Below are 20559 nucleotides of genomic sequence, written 5' to 3'. Positions count from 1 at the left end.
GCCTAGCCCTTTCGGCAGGCCGGAAGGATGGGTGTGCCCAGCCTCCCGCGCGGCTTTCAGCGGCCCGTGGGATGGGCCAGTCCCAGCCGGGCCGCATGCCACGAGGCCTCCGCCCGGCTGGAGATGCCCAGCTTGCGGTAGATGGACTTGATATAGCCTGCGACGGTGTTCTCCGTCAGTTCCAGGGCGCGCGCCACCTCCGCGTTGCGCAAGCCACGGCCGATCAGGCCCAGCACGTCGCGTTCCCGGGCCGTCAGGTTCTCGTCCTGCGTGGCGCTGGGGCCGGTCAGCCTGAAATGTTCCATGATGCGCCGGGCGATGGAGGGGGACAGGGCGGGAACGCCTTGGGCAATCTGCTTCAATTGCCGGGTGATCACCTCCGGCGCCTGTTCCTTCAGCAGATAGCCGTCGGCCCCGGCCGAAAGGGCGGCCACGATATGCGCGTCGTCCCCCATGACCGTGGTGACGACGCAGGCCGTTTCCGGGCGCAGCAGCCGGATGTTGCGCAGCACCTCCAGCCCGGACCCGTCCGGCAGACCGAGATCGATCAGGGCCAGGTTGAAGTCGCTGCGCGCCACGGCAGAGATGCCGGCCCGCATGTTCACCGCCTCCTCGATCTCGCAGTCGCCGAAGGCGGCCCGCACGATCTCAACCAGCCAGCGGCGTGTCTCGCTGACATCCTCCACGATCAGCACCTGTTTCATGGCGTCTCTCCCGTGCCGGCCAGGGGGAAATGGGCGGTGATGCGGGTGCCGGGATGGGCGTTTGCGACGGCAACCTGTCCCTTCAGACCCGACATCCGGGTGCGCATGTTCACCAGACCGTTGCCCGCCTGCACGTCCGCAGGGTCAAAGCCCCGCCCGTCATCCTGGATGATCACGACCAGCCAGTCATCCTCCCGCCGCATGGAGATGCGGGCCGAGCGGGCGCCGGCATGCCTGATGATGTTGCCCGATGCCTCCCGCAGGATGGAGCGGAGGGCATGGATGGCCTGTGGAGCCAGATCCAGTCCCCCCACGGGCTGGGCGTCCCAATCCACCTCAATGCCGGCATCGGAGAGATGGTCGACGATCTCCACCCGCAGGTCGGCCAGCACCTCGCCCAATGGCGCGCCGTTGCCCGTTGCATTGTTGATGATGTCGCGCAGATCGCTCAAGGTTTCGCGGATCAGTCCGTCCTTGCGGGCGGTATCGCGGCTGTGCAACGCCCCCAGCAACTGCACGCCGATATTGTCATGCATATCGCGGGTGATCCGGCCGCGCTCCGCCGCCACACCCTGTTCATAGGCACGGCGGCTTTCGATGATGTGGGCCAGCATGGCGCAGAGTTCGCCGACCAGCGCCACATCGCGCGGCGAGAAGAGCCGCCGGCCGGCCTGGGCATATTCCAGGCGCAGGGGCGACAATTCCCCGGCTCCGGCCTTGCCGATGCCGGGGATCAGCAGGCCCAGCCCTTCGGAGGTGAGTGCGGGCATGTTCACCGGATCGGCGGGCATGATGCGCAGGGGGGAGAACACCTCCTCCAGCAGGGCCGCCCAGCGGGAGCGGCGATAAGCCCCCGTCGGTGCCAGCGCCACGTCGGCCACCTGCTGGAACCACCGGCCCCGGTCTGCCCGCCGCTGCCCGGAGAGCCAGCGCGCCATGGTGTCCCGGAAAGGCAGGTAGAGAAAGGCGATCAGCAGCAGTGACAGGCCGAAGGCCGGTGCGCGCTCCACCGCGACGACATAGATCAGTACCGCATCCACCAGGATCAGAAGCAGGATGCCAACGAGATAGAAAAGGATGCGGAAAGCCCAGCGATCCAGGGCGAACAGCCGGTAACGGGCGACCCCCAGTGCCAGCCCCATATGGATCAGCAGGAAGAAGAGGAACCCGTGCCCCTGCGACATCACAGGGGCGGCCCCGACCAGATTGGGGGCGATGATCATCATCACGAACAGACCGGCCCCCACCGTCACGGAAAGGCCGAACCAGCGCAGCACGGCGCGGGCCCGCGGATCGCCCCGGGTGCACCAATATTGCAGCCCGGCGCATGCGACAATGCCCAGCATCTCGATCATGGTGGGCAGATGTGAGCCGGCCGGCGGTCCATCCAGCAGATGCATCGTGTCCACCAGCCACCACAGGCCAAACACCCCGATGGGCACCAGCCGCCAGCCGGCAGGCACCAAAGGCCGCGGATAGGACAGAAGCAGTGCTATCATGGTGGCCCCGAACAGCAGCGCACCACCATGGTTGATGCTGGAAAGGGTACGGAACAGGCTGCCATCAATGGCCAGTTCGCGGGTGGAATAGATGGCGGCGGCCCCCGCGAAGATCAGTATGGCTGTACTGATGATGGCGAACAGGCGCGGGCCCGTGTCGCCCGGCCGCAGGGACCAGACCCAGATGCCCACCATGTAGCTGGTGAAGCCAACGAGGACCTGCAACCAGAATTCCGCCGGCATGTTGTCCGGCAATCGGTGGGGCGCAGGCAGCATTTCATGCCAGTGCGTACTGCCGTCGGCCATGACCAGCTCAAGCCCGACCTGCCCGCTTCCCAGCATCTGCCGGATGGCCGTCTGCCGATGGAAGAAGGCACGCATGTCCTCGTACGTTTCGATGATGTCGGGTTCCGGTGTCAGGTCCCCGGTCCGCAGCGCCAGCGCCCCGCCATCGGCGCCACGGAGGGACAGCAGGTGCGCGGGCGCGGGCAGGCCCGCTGCCGGGCCGTCCGGATCGACGGCCGCGATCCACACCTTGTTGCCATCCGCGTCCGCCGATAGGGAAAGACCCAGCCAGGGTTGGTTCACCGCGGTCGCCACCAGGGCCAGGACGGCCAGAACGCCCAGGGTGGTGAAGAGGGACAGGACGGCAACGGGTGTCAATCTCGGCAGCAATTCATCCCCCATGCCAACCTGTCGGCGGCCGGACTCTGCGGCAGGTCAATGGAATATGGCCTCTCCGGCCAGGACACGGCAACCGTGAAGATAGACGGGCCGGATGGCTGCAACCATCCGGCCCGTCTGGCTCAGCGGCCGAACACGGCGGCACCATCGACCTGCTTGTCGAAAGTGCCGCCATTGATCGTGTAGCTGATCCCGATATGGCTGGCCCCGGTTCCGGCCAGGAAGCCGGTCACCGATGCGGTGCAGGTGGTGCCCGTGCAGGCCGGGCCGCCGGCCGTGGCCGCCAGGTCGTTGGCACGGAAGCCCATGTCGGCCCCCACGGCTATCTGGCTGGCGCCGGGGTTCGCAACACCGCCATTGGTGGCGACGGCATAGCCGTGTCCGCCGATCGTCACCATCATGTCCAGCCCGACGCGGGCCGTGCTGCCGAAGGCGACGGCGGCGCTGCCCGTCATCGTGCCCGGATCGGCGGAGCCGTCCCGGATCGTGGGACTGGTCGCCCCCGCCAGCGTGTAGGTGACGGTTCCGCCGGTCGGCAGGCCGGTGGCCGGATCACCATGGACCAGATGCATGCCCTGCTTGCCGGATCGGGCGAATTGCGGGCCGTCATGGTAATTGCCGGCTGTGATGCCGTCGGCCCAGCGCGACCAGCCGATGATACCGCCGGCGGTACCGGTCTCCAGCGACTGGTTGCTGCCGCGCTGCGGCGCTTCCTTTGGATTGATGGTCCAGACATATTTGTCCAGCGTACCGTCGGGCTGCGTCGTCGTGGTGACCTTGTCACGCTGGTCGATACCGATAGCGCTGCCGGCATAGACGACGAACTGGTTCGTGCGCTCCGTGCCCGTCACGGGGTCGACGATGCCGCCGCCCTTCGCGATGTCGCGGAACAGAACCGCACCCGACAGCATACCGTTGGTCTGGCCCTGTCCTCCCCGGTTGATCTGGTAGGCGCCGGCGGCATTTTCAGCCCCATCGCCGCCCAGGACCAGATTGAACTGCACGCGGCAGGCATTGTCGGTGCAGCGTGCATCATCGGTGGTCAGGTTGGATGAAAGGCCTTCCAGGGAGACGACACCGTTGTTGATGGTGAATACGCGATTGGCAGATTCGACCCCGCCCGGCAGGCCGAAATTGTAGTTCCGGGCCCCTTCATCATCAATCAGGGCCAGCGATGCCTGATAGCCCCAGGTGTTGCGGCCGAAGATCACGGCCAGCCTGCCGTCGAGCCGCGCCTCGCGGATGGCGCTGCCATCGGCATAGGTCGGTTTGCTGTAGGCGTGCAGGCTGTAATCGATACGCTTGTCGGTCGGGATGTTTGACAAGGGTCCGGCCAGCGCGAAATGCGCCGCCTGTCCTGTTCCCAGGGTGTAGGTCTGGCTGCCCAGCGCGACGGCACCGTTGCCGAAACGTCCGATCTCCCAGCCCTGCTGGGTGTTTTCCTGCCGATCGAGCAGGCTGGCGCCGCTCACATCGTAATTGCCGATCCGGGTGGGCAGCCCGCCCGGCGATACCGTGACGACCTGCTGGGTGACGGTCATCGCGCGGGCCTGTGACGTTTGCGCGACGATGGCATAGGCGCGTGCATTGCTGACCGGCGGCGTCTCGCCGGGTTCCTCCGGTCCGGGGCCAGGGTCCTGCATGGCTGCAAAGCCGGCCGCACCGGTGATCCGGTCCAGTCCATCCCCGCCGCTGGTGGCATAGGTGACGGCCAGGGCCTGTGCGTCCGGCCCGCCCGGCTGCATCAGAAAGCGGATGCCGCAATCACCGCCGGTGCAGGCGCGCCCCGTTCCCGTCAGGGCGCTGTTGAACTGATAGGCATTCTGGCCATAACCGGACAAGGTGATGCCGGTCTGTGCCGCACCCGCCACGCCCCCGTCGCTGGTGAAGGCATAGGTCGCATCGCCGGGCATGGCCAGCGTACCGGCCAGGCCGACCTTCGGAGCCGCCCCCCAGGCCACGGCCATCTTCGCGTCGAAGGTGCCGGCAGCGCTGGCGCCTGACGCGAAGGTCGGCCGGGTGGCCGCCACAAGCCCGTATGTCACCGTGCCGCCGGCCGGCAGCGTCGTGCCGTCGGTGCGCAGATAGGCGTAATGCACGCCCTGGTCGGCATTCAGGATATGGTCGCGCTGGAACTGGCGGAACTTGCCGTTCGTCAGGCGGCCGATGAAGAAGCGGTCATCCACATGCACATCGGCGAATGTCGCCTCGTCGGTGACGATGATGGACCTGCCGTCGGGAATGGATTCCGGCATTCCGTCCACGAAGCCGACCTCCTGCGCGCCGATGGGCATATGAACATCACGGTCCGGCAGGATGGCGACAGTGGACCCGGCGACGCGGATCGGCGTTGCGACGGGCGGCGGGTTTTCGGGATCGACAGGGTCCACGGGCTGTTCCGGCAGTCCCGGGAACGTGTCCGGATCGGCACCTGTCTGAAGATAAGCCAGATAGGCCGTCAGGAACTCGGCTTGCGCACCCAGCAGCCCCTGCAGCAGTCCGGTGGATTGCAGCATCTCCAGATATTGCCGCACCAGTTCCAGCGACAGCCCGGCATAAGCGCTGGGCAGGCCGCCTGCCTTCACATGCTCCAGGAAGGCGCTGATCGCCTGGGTATAAAGCGCTGTGAAATCAGCGACCGCCCCGCCATTGCGCAGGAAGGAAAGATATTGTCCGATCAGGGCTCGGTCCGGCTCTGACAGGGATGAAAGGGCGCCCGTGCTGCGGATATATTCCAGGTAGGCGTTGATCGCAGTCTCGCTGGCGCCTGCGAAGTCGGCCGGCACGCCGCCGGCGCGCAGCAGTTCCAGATAGCGGCTGACAAGGTCGCCATATGCGGCCTGGAAGTCACCGGGCAGACCGCCCTGGCCCAGATAGGACAGATAGGTGCGCACCAGATCGGGGCCCGCGCCCTGAAAGGCCGGGGCACCATAAAGTGATGCCAGGCTGGCCGCGTAATTGGCCAGCGTGGCGGCATCGGCGGCGGGAAAACTGGCCAGGGCCGGATTCTGGGCCGAGGCCTGAAGGCGTGTGGCAGCGGCCACGACATCGCCGGATGCACCGACGGCGGCCAATGCCTGGCCCAGCCCCACGGGTTGGCCATTGGCCGCGGCGGCGGCGATGCCGGCCTGGCGCTGGCTGGCCACGGCGGGAACGGCCTGTGCGGCGTTGGCGAAGACGCGGTCGGGCGCCTGTCCGCCCGTCGCCTGCCAGGCTTGTCCGGCATCGAAACTGCGGGAGGAGCCGGCGGCGGTCACATCCACCCGACCGGTCAGGACCGACCCTGTGAAGCCGTCGACGGCGATCGTGAAGTTGCCGGATGCCCCCTGCGACAGCGCGGCGGCCCCGCCGCCGGGCAGGCGCACCGTGATGGGCTCGCGGGCGGCCAGGACGGTGGCGTTGCCAGCATGGATGTCCAGTATGCCGTCATTGCCCACCGTGAAGGACCCGCCCTGGACGAAGGACAGGATGGTGCCGTTGGTCATGATGACCTGGGTGGCCGCACTGGTGGTCGTCACCTGCTGGCCGGGAACCAGCGGGGCCCGCCGGCTTTGTCCCACATCCATGGTCAGTATCTGGCCGCTGCTGGCCAGGGCGGGAAGGGCGGGCAGCGTCAGGGCCGTGCCCGTCAGCAACAGGGCCGCCATGCGGGCGGCGCGGAATGGCTTGTTCATCTTGGTCACCCGATCCTTCAGAATTCAGCCCGCAGGCCCAGATTGACCGTCACGCGCTCGTAATCGTAGAGGTCGATGTTGCTCCAGTTGCGCGTGTAGGTGACGCGCGGGCGCAGATAGACGCGGTCGGCCACAGGCACCTTGACGCCGAAGGAGGCATCGACCTGCTCGTCGGCCCGCTTCTTCAGGAACAGTGCATCGCGCGCATCATAGCGGCGGCGTTCAGCCGAAAGCCCGCCGACAAGGTTCACACCGCCCACCGGCTGTTCAAAGCCCAGGCTGGCGCCCAGATAGCTGTTGGAAAGATGGTCGCCGGACCGGCGCCGGGTTTCCTCCTTCCCGCCCGACAGGGTCGCCACCATGACGCGGTCGATATAGGAGATGGCCGCCCCGTAGCGGTCGGCATCACGCAACGGGTCGTTTTCGTAATCCAGGCGGAAAAGCTGCCCGGCGACGGTCAGAGCCCGCCCGCCCGCCAGCAGGTGCGTATATTGCCCGATCGCGCCGTAGCTCTGGCGATAACTGTCATGGCCCAGCCAGAAGTTCTGGAACTGGCCTGACAGGGACAGCACATCCCGGCTGGGCAGCGTATGGGCGACACCGCCAGTCAGGGCGGCGGATGCCTGATCGAATGCCTTGCTGTCGACATTGTCACGCCAGGACCCCAGCGCGCTGCCGAACAGGCGCGTCTGCCGGCTGACGGCGCTGACGATGCTGACGGCGCCCTGCATCTCATAATAGGATTTGCCGGTCTTGCGGGCCGCGGCCCCCAGGGCGCCGGGCCCCAGGCCGGCGAACAGCGGGATGGTGATCTGCGTCAGGTCGGTGGCAGTGTTGATGTTGCTGTCCCAGCCGCCCGACAGGTCAAAGAAGCCCGAAAGATCGGTACCGCCGCCGGCGATCTGCCGGTCGAAATCGCGGACCAGCCGGTCGAAGCGCTGGCGCACGGGGTCGGGCAGGGACGGGTCCTGCACCACGGTGTCGAACTGCGCGCGGGCCGTGTCGATATCGCCGGCCAGGGCATAGGCCCTGGCCAGTTCCGCGCGGGCCTGCGCATTGTCGGGCTGTATGGCCAGGACACGCTGGAAGGCGATGATGGCTTCGGCCGGGTGGCCGCTGTCGGCTGCGGCAAGCCCCAGCGCATAGTCGAAATCCGGGTCACCCGCCCGTTCCGCGGCCAGCGGAGCCAGCATTGCATAGGCATCGCCGGCCTTTGCCGCCTGCAGGTGACCGGTGGCCTGCTGAACGACCCCATCGACCTCTGCGGCGGCGGGCATGGCAGCCGCCATGGTCAGTCCTGCCAGGATCGCACCCCGGATCACCGGTGGCATCTTTTGTCGTGTCAAGGAACTCTCCCCAATCATCCTCGATCGGGCCGGCGGTTTCCGCCCCGGATATCAGCCGGCCCTGTGGATGGAATGTCGGGGAGGGGGCGATACCCTTCATTCCCCTGTTCGGGGGGCATGCAGGATATCCGCGCACCGGTGCCGGTTCCCGGGCACCTCCTTCGGGTTATGCTTTGGTATGGGCCGGGGCGACCGCCTGCCCCTTGCGATTGCTGGATTTATTCGGCGCGGGCCGGTCGTTTGTGCCCATTGATCGTGCGACCCACGGGTTGGCCCCCTGGCATAAGGTCATAGGGGTAATCCATTGGCGGTAGATCGCGCCATCCCATAATTTTAATAAATAAAATTAGGAAAATGCCATAATTTATTGATTAACAATAATATTTTAAGAAATAATTCTATGACAGAAGTTTGCCGAGACGGAAATATAATTCGGATTCCGAATTATATTTCCGTGGTGCCCACTAGTGGGATGCCGGCGGGTCGGCAGCGACGACCGGCCCCGTCCGACCCCGTCCAGATGAGATCACACCCGTTCCAGCACCATGGCGATGCCCTGGCCGACGCCGATGCACATGGTGCAGAGTGCCCGCCTGGCGCCGCTGCGCTGCAATTCCTCGGTTGCGGTGATGACCAGACGGGCGCCGGACATGCCCAGCGGATGGCCAAGGGCGATGGCGCCCCCATTGGGGTTCACATGCGCCGCGTCATCGGGCAGGCCCAGTTGCCGCAGAACCGCCAGACCCTGCGCGGCAAACGCCTCGTTCAACTCGATCACGTCGATATCGCCGATGGACAGGCCCAGCCGCGCCAGCAGCAGTTTCGTGGCCGGCGCGGGGCCGATGCCCATGATGCGGGGCGGCACGCCTGCCACGGCCATGCCCAGCACACGGGCACGCGGCACCAGCCCATGGCGTTCCACCGCCGCGGCGGAGGCCACGATCAGGGCTGCGGCGCCATCGTTGACACCTGATGCGTTGCCGGCTGTCACCGTTCCGTCGGGGCGCACGATCGGCCGCAGTTTTGCCAGGGCTTCCAGGCTGGTGGCGCGGGGATGCTCATCCTGTTCGACCAGCAGCGGGTCACCCTTGCGCTGGGGGATGGCGACGGGCGTAATCTCTGCGGCAAGCCGGCCATTGGCCTGGGCAGCCGCGGCACGCGCCTGGCTGCGCACGGCGAAGGCGTCCTGGTCGGTGCGGGAAATGCCGAAATCATCGGCCACGTTTTCCGCCGTCTCCGGCATGCTGTCGATGCCGAAGCCCTTTTGCATCAGCGGATTGACGAAGCGCCAGCCGATCGTCGTATCGAAGATCTGTGTCTGGCGGGAAAAGGCGCTGTCGGCCTTGCCTTGCACGAAAGGCGCGCGGCTCATGCTTTCCACGCCGCCGGCCAGGATCAGGTCGGCTTCCCCCGCCTTGATGGCGCGCGCGGCCATGCCCACGGCGTCAAGGCCCGAGCCGCAGAGCCGATTGACGGTGGTGCCGGGCGCGCTGTCGCCCAACCCGCCCAGCAGGGCCGCCATACGGGCGACATTGCGGTTGTCCTCGCCGGCCTGGTTGGCGCATCCCATGATGATATCGTCCAGGATGCCGCCGGACAGCGCCGGATGGCGCTGCAGCAGGGCCCGGATGGGGATGGCGGCCAGATCGTCGGCGCGCACGGGCGACAAGGCCCCGGCATAGCGGCCGATGGGCGTGCGCAGCCCGTCGCAGATGAAGGCATCAGCCATGATCAACCTCTTCGTTGGTGTCCTTGATCACCGGGCCGCCGATGGTGCGTGACAGACCCTGGAATTCGGCGATGGTGCGACCATCCTGCGTGGTGACGCTGACCTGATAGACGCCGCTGCGCCCGGCCATCGCGGCTTCCCGTGCCTCGGCCACCAGGACCTCCCCCTCTCGGGCTGGTGCCAGGAAGGCGATGGAGGCATGGGCCGCCACCGTCGCCACGTTGCGGCTGTTGCAGGCATAGGCGAAGGCCGTGTCGGCCAGGGCGAAGATCATGCCCCCATGGGCCATGCCATGGCCGTTCAGCATGTCGGGCCGCAGGCGCATGGATATCCTGGCATAGCCTTCCCGCGCTTCCAGGATCGTGATGCCCCAGGCCGGTCCCGTCCCCTCACGCGACAGCATGGCATCGGCGATGCGCCTTGCATTGTCGGTCATTCCGGCCATCCCTCCCCCGGTTGATAGGTGGCGTCGCCGGTACTGTCGGCGATATGCCGCAGCACCGCGCGGACCCGGTCCGCGCCGGTTGTTCTGGCCCAGGCCAACGGGCCTTGCGGATGGTTGGCGCCATGCACCAGGGCGGCATCGATGCCTTCCGCGCCGGCCACCTTGTCGGCCACGGCATCGGCGGCGGCGTTGGCCAGTTGGGCCAGCGTGCGCAGCACCAACCCGCCCGGCCGGTCCGGCAGAACCAGCGCATCGCGGCCCAGCGCCCCGGCGAACCCGGCAAAGGCCGCACGGGCGGCCCGGTCATCCGGGTCGGCCAGGCTGGCAACCAGCGTCGGTGTTCTTGCGAAATCCCGGGCCGCATCCAGCATGATCCGGGTTCGGCCATCCCCGGCAGCCAGGGCGGCGGCGGAACGGCCGTCGCCCTGGCACAGGGCGATCCCGTCGATGATGATCGATCCGGCCGTCAGTTTCTCGTCAATCACGATGTTCAGCCCGGCCTGCCGCGCCGCATCGGCCAGTGCCGACGGCCCCGGCGCGAAGCAAAGGCTTTGCGGGGGCGCTGCATGCGGCTCCAATGGCACGGCCGGCTTCTCCCCCGCCGTGAAGACGCCACGGCCCGTCTTGCGGCCCAGCCTTCCGGCGTCCACCAGGGCCTGCTGCGCGGGTTGCGGCCGGAAACGGGTCTTGCCGGCATAGGCGCCATAGATGGAACTGGCCACGGCGAAATTCACGTCATGGCCAATCAGGTCGGCCAGTTCCAGCGGCCCCATGCGAAAGCCGCCAGCCGTTTTCAGCGCATGGTCGATGGCGGCGGGGTTCAGCCCCTCGCCCAGGGCCAGGAACCCTTCGGCGTAGTAGGGGCGGGCCACGCGGTTGACGATGAAGCCCGGCACATCGGCCGCTGCCACGGGCACCTTGCCCCAGCGCTTCATCAGTTCCAGCAGCAGGGACACCAGACCGGGGTCGCTGGCGCGGCCGGCCACCACCTCCACCAGCTTCATGGCGGGGGCGGGGTTGAAGAAATGCAGGCCCACGAACCGGTCGGGCCTGTCCAGGCTTGTGGCCAGGCCCGATATCGGCAGGGACGAGGTGTTGGACGCGATGACGGCATCGCCGGCCAGCACGCTTTCCAACCGTGCTAACAATGCCGCTTTGGCGGCCGTCTGTTCAACGATCGCTTCGATCACCAGCGGGCAGGGGGCCAGATCGGCGATGTCCGGTGTGAAGGACAGCCGCGTCTTGATGGTTTCGGCCGCCTCCGCCGTCAGCGTGCCGCGTTTCACGCGGGCCGCCAGCGAGGCATCGACAATGGCCCGCCCCCGTTCCAGTGCCGCGGCACCGACGTCAAGCACCACGACACGGTGGCCGGCGGCCGCCGCAACCTCTGCGATGCCCGCACCCATGGCGCCGGCACCGACGACGCCCATGGGCGCCTCTGTTCCTGGAATGGTTCGCATGCCGGATAGCTAAGCCATGGAATTAAGGCTTGTCAATAATAGACCGACCAGTCATTCTATTAATTATCCGTGGCGGGACGGCCTGCCGCAAGGGGAGGGTGCATGCCCATGTTTGAGACCATCCTGTTCGATATCGCCGATGGCGTGGCCCGTTTGACGCTGAACCGCCCGGACCGTCTGAACAGCTTTACCGTACAGATGCATGCCGAAACGGCCGAGGCGCTGAAGGCCGTGGCGGTGCCGGGGGCTGCCCGCGTGCTGGTGCTGACCGGTGCGGGGCGCGGCTTTTGCGCCGGGCAGGACCTGTCGGACCGGGCCGTGTCGCCGGGCGGACAGGGTGTGGATCTGGGCCAGTCGCTGGAGGACCGGTACAATCCGCTGATCCGCGGCCTGACGGCGCTGCCCCTGCCGGTGATCTGCGCCGTCAATGGCGTTGCGGCGGGGGCGGGCGCCAACATCGCGCTGGCCTGTGATATCGTGATTGCGGCGCGGTCGGCCAAGTTCATCCAGCCCTTCGCCAATATCGGCCTGGTTCCCGACAGCGGGGGGACCTGGACCCTGCCGCGCCATATCGGCCAGGCCCGCGCCCTGGGCCTAGCCCTGACGGGTATGCCATTGCCGGCCGAGCAGGCCAAGGAATGGGGCCTGATCTGGGATGTGGCCGACGATGCAGAGCTTGCCGCCACCGTCGATGCGCTGGCGGCCCGCATGGCGCAGGCGCCGACGCAGGGGCTGGCCCGCATCAAGCAGGCGATCCGCGCCGGCTGGTCGGTGCCGCTGGATCAGCAACTGGATGCCGAACGGGACCATCAGCGGTTCCTGGGCCACACCGATGATTATCGGGAAGGCGTCAGCGCCTTCCTGGAGAAGCGCCAGCCCCGTTTCACGGGCCGCTAAAGGGTATTTGGGAGGATTGTTGAGATGTCGCAACTGAGCAACTACGCGCTCGACGGCTGGGTACAGGCCGCCGGGGGGCTGGTTTCCATTCCGTCGGCGCTGGATGGTGCCATCGTGGCAACGACGGGCAGCGACGGGCTGGATTTCGCTGCCATGCTGAACCATGCCCGCACCGTGGGCGGCCCGGCCCTGCGGGCCATGACGTTCCATGAGCGCGCCCGCCTGCTGAAGGGTCTGGCAGAGGCCATCATGGGCCGCAAGGAGGAACTCTACGTCCTGGCCGCCCATACCGGGGCCACGCGAACCGACAATTGGATCGATATCGAGGGCGGGGCCGGCACGCTTTACGCTTATGCCTCCAAGGGCCGGCGGGAATTGCCGAACGCCCGTATCCTGATCGATGGCGATACCGAGGTGCTGTCAAAGCGTGGCGGGTTCATCGGTCAGCATGTCTATACGCCGTTGCAAGGTGCCGCCGTTCATATCAACGCCTTCAACTTCCCCGTCTGGGGCATGTTGGAAAAGCTGGCGCCCACCCTGCTGGCCGGTGTGCCGGCCATCGTGAAGCCGGCGACGGCCACCGCCTATGTCACCGAGGCGGCGTTCCGCATCATGATCGATACGGGCCTGCTGCCGCCGGGGGCGCTGCAGCTCATTGTGGGGGGAACGGGGGACCTGTTCGAGCATCTGACGGGACAGGATGTCGTTTCCTTCACGGGCTCCGCCGCCACTGCTGCCAAATTGCAGAACCATCCGGTCATTGCGCGCGAGGGTGTGCGTTTCGTGGCGGAGCGCGACAGTCTGAACGCTGCCATCCTGGGATCGGATGCCACCCCCGACAGTCCGGAATTCGCCTTGTTCGTGAAGGAGGTGGCGCGGGAAATGACGGTCAAGGCCGGGCAGAAATGCACAGCCATCCGCCGTGCCCTTGTGCCCGCCACCCTGATCGATACCGTGCAGGAAGCGCTGAAGGCGGCCCTGTCAAAGGTGGTGGTCGGCGACCCGGCGCGCGAAGGTGTGACCATGGGCGCGCTGGTCGGCCGGTCCCAACTGGCCGATGTGCGTGACAAGGTGGGCCTGCTGGCGACCGAGGCGCGTATCGTCCATGGCGATGCTGGTCCGGTGGCCGGCGCCGATGAGCGCGGTGCCTTCATCGCCCCCCTCCTGCTGCGCTGCGACGACCCCGATAGCGCGGTTCAGTTGCACGAGGTGGAGGCGTTCGGCCCCGTGGCCACGCTGATGCCCTATCGCGATCTGGCCCATGCGATCGACATCGCCAATCGCGGCCGGGGGTCCCTGGCCCTGTCCATCGTGACCCATGATCCGGCCGTAGCGACGGAACTGCTGATGGGCGTGGGGTCGTTCCATGGCCGTATCCATTTCCTGAACCGCGACTGTGCCCGGGAATCGACGGGCCATGGCTCGCCCCTGCCGGTCCTGGTGCATGGCGGCCCCGGACGGGCCGGCGGCGGGGAGGAGATGGGCGGCATCCGCGGCGTGAAGCATTACATGCAGCGTTCCGCTCTGCAGGGCTCGCCCGACATGCTGACCGCCATCACCGGCACCTGGCTGGCCGGCGCCAAGCGGGAGGAGGGGGAGGTGCATCCCTTCCGCCTGCGTTTCGGTGAACTCCCCGTGGGCTATACCAAGAAGACGGCGGCCCGCACCATCACGCTGGAGGATATCGAGCATTTCGCCCATTTCACGGGCGACACCTTCTATGCCCACATGGACGAGGAAGCGGCCAAGGCCAGTCCCATCTTCGGCGGGCGTGTGGCGCATGGATACCTGATCCTGTCCTTTGCGGCCGGCCTGTTCGTCGACCCGTCGCCGGGTCCCGTTCTGGCCAATTACGGGCTGGAAGGGCTGCGTTTCATCAAGCCGGTGAAGCCCGGCGACAGCATCCGGGCCGCCCTGACCGCCAAGGAAAAGACAGCCAAGACGCCGGAAATGGGGGAGGTCCGCTGGAACGTGGCGGTCACGAACCAGGAGGGCGAACTGGTCGCCAGCTATGACCTGCTGACGATGAACGCGGTATAAGGGTCGATGATAAAGGGGGCCGGGGGGCGGTTGCGGCCGCCCCCCGGCCTTTGTCTTGCCATGGATTGTCGATGCCTTCACGCCTCATTGCCGGCCACGAGCTGGAAATCGCCCATGTGCCGGCCGCCCGTCCCGGCCTGCCGACCCTGGTCTTCCTGCATGAGGGGTTGGGTTGCATCGCGCTGTGGCGGAATTTTCCACAGCGTCTGGCGGCGGCGACGGGATGTGGCGCGCTGCTTTATTCCCGTTACGGCTATGGTCAATCGGCCCCGCTGACAGGACCGCGCCAGGACGACTACCTGCATCGCGAGGCGCTGGTGGTTCTGCCGGAACTGCTGGTTGCCGAAGGTATCGCCGAACCCGTGCTGATCGGGCACAGCGACGGTGCCTCCATCGCCCTGATCCATGCCGGCGCGGCGCGGTGGCCGGTCAAGGGCGTGTCGGCCCAGGCCCCGCATGTGTTCGTCGAGGATGTGACCATCACGGGCATCCTGGCCGCGCGACGCACATTCCAGGAAACCGACATGGAAAGCCGGCTGGGCCGTTATCACCGTGATCCGGCCGCGACGTTCCGTGGATGGAATGATACCTGGCTGCGGCCGTCATTCCGGCAATGGAATATCGAGGGCTTCTTGTCGGGCATCACCTGTCCCACCCTGTTGATCCAGGGGATCAGCGATGAATATGCCACGCTGGCCCAGTTGGACGCCATCGAGGGGCAGGTCCGCGGGGAGGTGACGCGGCTGGATCTTGCCGATTGCGGCCACACGCCATTTCGCGACCAACCGGAACGGGTGCTGGACGCTCATGCACGCTGGATCGCCAGTTTGATCTGATCCAGGCGATCGGGTCGACAGGAACAATTGCCAATCAGTGGCAATTATGGGCCTTTATCTTCCGGTTCATCCGGCCCGGCTTGGGCCGGCCCCTGCCGAGGAGATGGAAATTGGCCGATCCGGTGCCCGGCCTGCTGGACAAAGCCCTGACCATGCTGGCCCTGATCGGCCGGGAGGGAACCTGCTCGCTGGCCCGGGTGGCGGGAGAACTGGACCTGCCGCTATCCACGCTCCACCGTCTGGCGCAGACCCTGACGGCCCGCGGCTATCTGATCAGGCTGGGCCGGGGCCGTTATTGTCTCGGCACCGCGGTCCTGTCGCTCGCCGGGGGGCGCCGGCTGGAGGATCTGCTGGTGGATGTGGGGGGGCCGCTGGTGGATGACCTGGCGCGGCAATGCCGCGCCAGCAGTCACCTGGGCGTCTTCGACGGGGAGATGGTCACCTACCTCGTGAAGCGGTCCTTCGGGCGGGAAAAACTGTTCACCGCGGAGGGGATGCAGCTTGAGGCCTATTGCTCGGGCATCGGCAAGGTGCTTCTGGCGCATCTGCCGGTGGCGTCGCGCCGAACATATCTGGCAACCGGTGATCTTGTGGCCCTGACCCCACGCACCATCACCGATCCGGGCCGGCTGGAACACGAACTGGCGCAGGTCCGTGAACGGGGATGGGCCATGGATGATGAGGAGGTCCTGACAGGCCTGCGCTGTGTGGCGGTCCCCGTCCATGATGGTGCCGGCGGTGTCTGTGCAGCCCTGTCCGTCAGTGCGGCGGTGGTCCGCATGCCACCGGATAGGGTGGCCGAACTGCTGCCCCGCCTTCAGGCGACCGCCACAGCCATCCGCCGGCACTTGTTCCCGCAGGCCGGGTGAAGATTTCCGGTCTTTAATTGCGCCGGCGGGCTCATACCAAGTTGCGGTGAGTTGAACTCATCGCAACTTGGCTGGCGCGTTGATTGGTTGGCGCGTTGAGCACCCGCGCGCCCATGCGCGCGCAAGCCCAGCCGCCGGATGGCGGCGCCCGGCGCATGAGGGGCGCATTGATCAGGACCATAGGTTCTGATCAATGCAGATACGTATCAGCGCTTCACATCAAGCCCCTCCTCGTTCACCAGGCTCATCACGTCGGCGGTGGAAACCAGGTTGGCATCGCCCGGCACAGCATGTTTCAGGGCGGCGGCGGCGGCGGCGAAATTGATGGCTGCGTCCGTGGCCATGCCATGGTCGATCCCGTGGATCAGCCCCGCCGCGAAGGCATCACCGCCGCCGATGCGGTCCACGATGCCGTTCAGCTTGTAGGTGCGTGAATAATGCACCCGGTGGTCGCGCGTGGCGATGCGACCGGTCAGTTCCTGATGGTCCACATCGAAATGGGTGCGGATGGTGGAAGCCAGCCGCTGCAGGCCGGGCCAGGTCCGGAAAGCCAGTTCGGCCGCCGCCAGGAACCGTTCAGACAGCGCAAGCGTGTGGAAATCGGCGCCCAGGATCAGGGCGATGTCGCGCTCGTTGCCGAACATCAGATCGGCGCAGGCGGCCAGCCTGGCAAAGACCGCGGGTGCGTCGCCGCCGCGATCGCTCCACAGCTTCGCCCGGTAATTGCAGTCAAAGGAGACTTTCACCCCCGCTGCCTTCGCGGCCTGCGCCGCGGCGATCACGGCCGTTTCCGCATTGGCGCTGACGGCCGGGGTGATGCCGCCGATATGAAGCCAGCCGGCACCCTCCAGCAGGCGGGACCAGTCATAGCCGCCGGCATCCGCGACGGCGAAGGCGGAACCGGCGCGGTCATAAATGATTTCCGATGGGCGCTGCATGGCGCCCACGGTCAGGAAATAAAGGCCCATGCGGCCGTGCTGCATCTGGATACCGCGCGTATCCACGCCATGACGGCGCAATTCCCCGCGGCAGGCTTGGCCGATGGCATTGTCGGGCAGGGTGGAAACGACGGCGGCGTCCCAGCCGAATCGGGCCAGCGACACGGCGACATTGGCCTCCGCCCCACCAAAGGTGATGTCCAGCCGCGGGCTTTGCAGCAGCAACTCGCGCCCCGGCGCCGTGAGCCGCATCAGCAATTCCCCGAAACAGACGATACGGCCGCTCATCAGCGTCACTCCCTTGATTGTAAGGACTTACCCGGTGGTGCTGCGGGATTTGTGCCACATCTTGATACAAAGTTGGCGGCCTTAATGCAAAAGGCTATTGCCACCGGTGTCAGTTCGGATCATTAATAGCGATGTCACCGGTGTCAATGACGCCTCAGGCGCTGCCGGTGATAACAGAAGGCGAATTTGCCCGGCACTCCTCCATCCCCTGCCAGCCGGTGGGACTTGGCGGGGGGAAGCGACCGGGGTAATAAAACTGAAGGGGAAGGAAGCTATGAAGAAGTTCGCGGGTACGCCCTGCATCCGTCGCCGTCTTGCCGGCGCTTCCGCCATGGTGCTGCTGGCCAGCCTTGTTCCCGCGGCCGTTCAGGCGCAGCAGGGGGATGACGGCGCGCTGGAGGAAATCGTCGTCACCGGTTTCCGTGGCAGTCTGGCGAGCGCCATCGTTCAGAAGCGCAACGAGAACGATATCGTCGACGTCATCAACGCCGAGGATATTGCCGATTTCCCCGATCTGAACCTTGCCGAATCCCTTCAGCGCATCCCCGGCGTGTCCATCGACCGCGACGGCGGTGAAGGCCGGTCGATCACGGTGCGCGGCCTGTCCTCCACCTTCACCCGCGTTCGCCTGAACGGGCTTGAGGCCCTGGCCACCACGGGCGGCAAGGACGGGTCCGGCGGCGCCAATCGCGGCCGCGGCTTCGATTTCCAGATTTTCGCTTCCGAACTGTTCAACAGCCTGACGGTGCGCAAGTCGCAGTCGGCGCAGACGGAGGAGGGCTCCCTGGGTGCCACCGTCGACCTGCAGACGGCGCGTCCGTTCGACTACAACAAGTTCGTCTTCGCGGCCGGCGGACAGATGGGCTACAATGACCTGTCAAAGTCGAAGGATCCGCGCGGCACGCTGCTGGTCGGCGACACCTTCGCCGATGGCCGGATCGGTATCCTGACCTCTGTCGCCTATGCCAAGACCAACCGGACGGAGGAGGGGTCCTCCACCGGTCGCTGGGAAAATCCGGGTGTGGCGGGTAATTCCGCCGGTCGTTTCGAGGGTGGTGGCGCCTTGAATTCCGCGGGCAACGCTGCCCTTCCGGAAAACAATGCCTGGCACCCGCGCATTCCGCGCTATGGCCGCCTGGATTATGATCAGGAGCGGCTGGGCGTCACCACTGCCGTGCAGTTCCAGCCGTTCGACACGACCCGCATTGATCTGGACGTGCTTTACGCCAATCTGAAGGGCAGCCGGCAGGAGGAATATCTGGAAATCATTTCCTTCAGCCGCAATGCGGCTGCGGGTGGCAATGGTTTCACCAACGTCATCTCCGCACAGTATGATGACAAGGGCAACCTGATCGCCGGCACCTTTGACGATGTCGATGTGCGTACCGAACAGCGCTATGACCGGCTGGAGACCGAGTTCCTGCAATATTCGGTGGGCCTCAACCAGGAATTCTCTGAAGATATCCGTTTCAAGGGCGTCGCCGGCTGGTCCACTTCCAAGCAGAAGAACCCGATCCAGACGACCGTGTCGCTGGAACGCTATGACACCGACGGCTATTCCTACGATTTCAGCCGGAATATGAACCTGCCATCGTTCAATTACGGGTTCGATGTCACCAATCCCGCGAACTACGTTTTCAGCCCGTCGACCCGTGCCGTGGCCGGTGGCCCGGTTCTGGGTGACCAGTCGCTGATCCGCATGCGTCCCAACCAGACGGACAATGAGTTCCAGACCTTCCGCGGCGATCTGGAATGGGACACCAGCGACTGGCTGACCCTGAAGGGCGGCGTGGTTCATAAGACATATGATTTCAAGACCGTCGAGCGCCGCCGCTACGCGACCCGCGATCCGTTCAGCACCGCGAACCTGACCGAGGCGGGTGTGCCGCTGCCGGCCGGTGTCACGGTTGCCGATATTTCCCAGCTTCTGACGGGCTTCGGCCGCAATCTGAACCTGCCGACCGGCACGCCGACAAGCTGGGTCGTGCCTTCCATCGACAAGCTGGCGGAGGTTCTGGGCATCTATTGCGACTGTGTCAACGAATATGGCGATTTCCGCCTGTCGGAAACCAACCAGCTCGGCGCCAACCGGTCGGCGCGCGAGAGAAGCCTGAGCGCCTACATCCAGGCCGACTTCACAACCGAGCTTGCCGGCATGCCCTTCCGCGGCAATATCGGTGTCCGTCAGGTCAAGACCAAGCTGACATCCAACGGCTATGTCGGCACGACGGCGGCGACCGTGGAGCGGGAATATGACAACACGCTGCCGGCCATGAACCTGACTCTGGAGCCGGTCGACGATGTGCTGGTGCGTTTCGGCGCCGCCAAGGTGATGGCGCGGCCCGACCTGCCGCAATTGACACCCGGTGGTTCGATCACCAATACGTCGGCGACGTTGAATATCGGCAATCCCTATCTGGAGCCGATCAAGGCCAACACCCTGGACCTGTCCTTCGAATGGTATCCGGAACGCGGCACGCTGTTCACGGTCGGCCTGTTCTACAAGGACATCAAGAGCTACATCCAGACCATCTCGGAAACCATTCCGTTCAGCGAGACGGGTCTGCCCGTCAGCATGCTGACCGGTACCAATACCCCGGACACGGTCTTCACCGTCAACCGCGCCGGCAATACTCCGGGTGGTCCGCTGAAGGGTATCGAGGTCAGCATTCAGAAGCCCTTCACGTTCCTGCCGGCGCCGTTCGACAATTTCGGTGGCATTGCCAACTTCACTTATGTGAAGTCGGACATCGACTATATCGTCAACGCCACGACGATGCGGACCGTGACCGAGCCGCTGGTCGGTCTGTCGCCGAAATCCTACAACGCCACGCTTTATTACGAGGATGAGAAGTTCTCGGCCCGTATCTCCGGCTCCTTCCGCGACGGTTACCTGACGCAGATCGTGCCCGGCAACGGCAACGACGTGCGCGGCAAGGCCTCGACCTTCAACCTGGATTTCTCGGCCAGCTACGACCTGACCGACCAGATCACGGTGTCGTTCGAAGCCATCAACCTGACCGATCAGTTTGATGAGCGTTGGGTTGGCACCAGCGACCGCAAGAACCTGGAAACCTACGAACATACGGGCCGTCAGTTCTTCCTGGGTGCCCGTTACCGTTACTGATCCTGTCGCCTCCCGTCTGTTCA

General features: G+C 65.9%; 13 protein-coding genes. 5 read left to right on the top strand and 8 right to left on the bottom strand.

What is annotated here, in order from left to right:
* Window positions 1-56: 56 nt before the first annotated feature.
* The 7 genes from ACM9LZ_RS03225 to ACM9LZ_RS03195 form a co-directional block, all read right to left on the bottom strand.
* Window positions 57-704 (bottom strand): response regulator, encoded by a 648-nt coding sequence (locus ACM9LZ_RS03225; protein WP_416617899.1) that lies wholly within the window; start codon window positions 702-704, stop codon window positions 57-59.
* A complete protein-coding gene (locus tag ACM9LZ_RS03220; RefSeq protein ID WP_416617898.1) occupies window positions 701-2878 on the bottom strand; it encodes a sensor histidine kinase in 2178 nt (725 codons plus the stop codon). The genes ACM9LZ_RS03225 and ACM9LZ_RS03220 overlap by 4 nt, the downstream gene beginning before the upstream one ends.
* 131 nt (window positions 2879-3009) lie before the next feature.
* A complete protein-coding gene (locus tag ACM9LZ_RS03215; RefSeq protein ID WP_416617897.1) occupies window positions 3010-6561 on the bottom strand; it encodes a mediator of RNA polymerase II transcription subunit 21 in 3552 nt (1183 codons plus the stop codon).
* Window positions 6562-6578: 17 nt separating this feature from the next.
* Window positions 6579-7907, bottom strand: a complete 1329-nt coding sequence (locus ACM9LZ_RS03210; protein ID WP_416617896.1) for a surface lipoprotein assembly modifier — start codon at window positions 7905-7907, stop codon at window positions 6579-6581.
* A gap of 526 nt (window positions 7908-8433) precedes the next feature.
* Complete coding sequence (gene pcaF / locus ACM9LZ_RS03205; RefSeq protein WP_416617895.1) at window positions 8434-9636, bottom strand: 3-oxoadipyl-CoA thiolase; 1203 nt, start codon at window positions 9634-9636, stop codon at window positions 8434-8436.
* Window positions 9629-10072 (bottom strand): hydroxyphenylacetyl-CoA thioesterase PaaI, encoded by a 444-nt coding sequence (paaI, locus tag ACM9LZ_RS03200; RefSeq protein ID WP_416617894.1) that lies wholly within the window; start codon window positions 10070-10072, stop codon window positions 9629-9631. The genes pcaF and paaI overlap by 8 nt, the downstream gene beginning before the upstream one ends.
* Entirely contained in the window at window positions 10069-11511 is a 1443-nt protein-coding gene (locus ACM9LZ_RS03195) for a 3-hydroxyacyl-CoA dehydrogenase NAD-binding domain-containing protein (RefSeq protein WP_416617893.1), read from the bottom strand. The genes paaI and ACM9LZ_RS03195 overlap by 4 nt, the downstream gene beginning before the upstream one ends.
* Before the next feature lie 132 nt (window positions 11512-11643).
* On the opposite strand from ACM9LZ_RS03195, the gene paaG reads away from it, so the two are divergent.
* The 4 genes from paaG to ACM9LZ_RS03175 all read left to right on the top strand — a co-directional run bounded on the left by paaG (window position 11644) and on the right by ACM9LZ_RS03175 (window position 16183).
* Complete coding sequence (gene paaG / locus ACM9LZ_RS03190; protein WP_416617892.1) at window positions 11644-12438, top strand: 2-(1,2-epoxy-1,2-dihydrophenyl)acetyl-CoA isomerase PaaG; 795 nt, start codon at window positions 11644-11646, stop codon at window positions 12436-12438.
* 24 nt (window positions 12439-12462) lie between these two features.
* Entirely contained in the window at window positions 12463-14478 is a 2016-nt protein-coding gene (paaZ, locus tag ACM9LZ_RS03185) for a phenylacetic acid degradation bifunctional protein PaaZ (protein WP_416617891.1), read from the top strand.
* 71 nt (window positions 14479-14549) lie between these two features.
* Window positions 14550-15314: an alpha/beta fold hydrolase gene (locus ACM9LZ_RS03180; RefSeq protein ID WP_416617890.1), complete on the top strand. Its 765-nt coding sequence runs from the start codon at window positions 14550-14552 to the stop codon at window positions 15312-15314.
* Between the two features lie 110 nt (window positions 15315-15424).
* A complete protein-coding gene (locus tag ACM9LZ_RS03175) occupies window positions 15425-16183 on the top strand; it encodes an IclR family transcriptional regulator (RefSeq protein WP_416617889.1) in 759 nt (252 codons plus the stop codon).
* A 206-nt stretch (window positions 16184-16389) separates the two neighbouring features.
* Here ACM9LZ_RS03175 and ACM9LZ_RS03170 read toward each other — a convergent pair whose 3' ends face one another.
* On the bottom strand, window positions 16390-17409 hold the full coding sequence (locus ACM9LZ_RS03170) for a PfkB family carbohydrate kinase (RefSeq protein ID WP_416617888.1): 1020 nt from the start codon (window positions 17407-17409) through the stop codon (window positions 16390-16392).
* Window positions 17410-17683: 274 nt separating this feature from the next.
* Here ACM9LZ_RS03170 and ACM9LZ_RS03165 point away from each other — a divergent pair, with 274 nt between their 5' ends.
* A complete protein-coding gene (locus ACM9LZ_RS03165; protein WP_416617887.1) occupies window positions 17684-20536 on the top strand; it encodes a TonB-dependent receptor in 2853 nt (950 codons plus the stop codon).
* Window positions 20537-20559 lie beyond the last annotated feature (23 nt).

Origin of the sequence: Niveispirillum fermenti, assembly GCF_048066175.1 — a bacterium.
Taxonomy (GTDB): Bacteria; Pseudomonadota; Alphaproteobacteria; order Azospirillales; family Azospirillaceae; genus Niveispirillum; species Niveispirillum fermenti.
This window is presented reverse-complemented; position numbering and strand designations above follow the sequence as displayed.

What these genes read in the sequence shown, in the direction of transcription:
- pcaF (WP_416617895.1), bottom strand. Translation starts at nt 9,636, where the DNA reads ATGGCTGATGCCTTCATCTGCGACGGGCTGCGCACGCCCATCGGCCGC.
- ACM9LZ_RS03165 (WP_416617887.1), top strand. Translation starts at nt 17,684, where the DNA reads ATGAAGAAGTTCGCGGGTACGCCCTGCATCCGTCGCCGTCTTGCCGGC.
- ACM9LZ_RS03195 (WP_416617893.1), bottom strand. Translation starts at nt 11,511, where the DNA reads ATGGGCGTCGTCGGTGCCGGCGCCATGGGTGCGGGCATCGCAGAGGTT.
- paaZ (WP_416617891.1), top strand. Translation starts at nt 12,463, where the DNA reads ATGTCGCAACTGAGCAACTACGCGCTCGACGGCTGGGTACAGGCCGCC.
- ACM9LZ_RS03225 (WP_416617899.1), bottom strand. Translation starts at nt 704, where the DNA reads ATGAAACAGGTGCTGATCGTGGAGGATGTCAGCGAGACACGCCGCTGG.
- paaI (WP_416617894.1), bottom strand. Translation starts at nt 10,072, where the DNA reads ATGACCGACAATGCAAGGCGCATCGCCGATGCCATGCTGTCGCGTGAG.
- ACM9LZ_RS03180 (WP_416617890.1), top strand. Translation starts at nt 14,550, where the DNA reads ATGCCTTCACGCCTCATTGCCGGCCACGAGCTGGAAATCGCCCATGTG.
- ACM9LZ_RS03215 (WP_416617897.1), bottom strand. Translation starts at nt 6,561, where the DNA reads ATGAACAAGCCATTCCGCGCCGCCCGCATGGCGGCCCTGTTGCTGACG.
- ACM9LZ_RS03170 (WP_416617888.1), bottom strand. Translation starts at nt 17,409, where the DNA reads ATGAGCGGCCGTATCGTCTGTTTCGGGGAATTGCTGATGCGGCTCACG.
- paaG (WP_416617892.1), top strand. Translation starts at nt 11,644, where the DNA reads ATGCCCATGTTTGAGACCATCCTGTTCGATATCGCCGATGGCGTGGCC.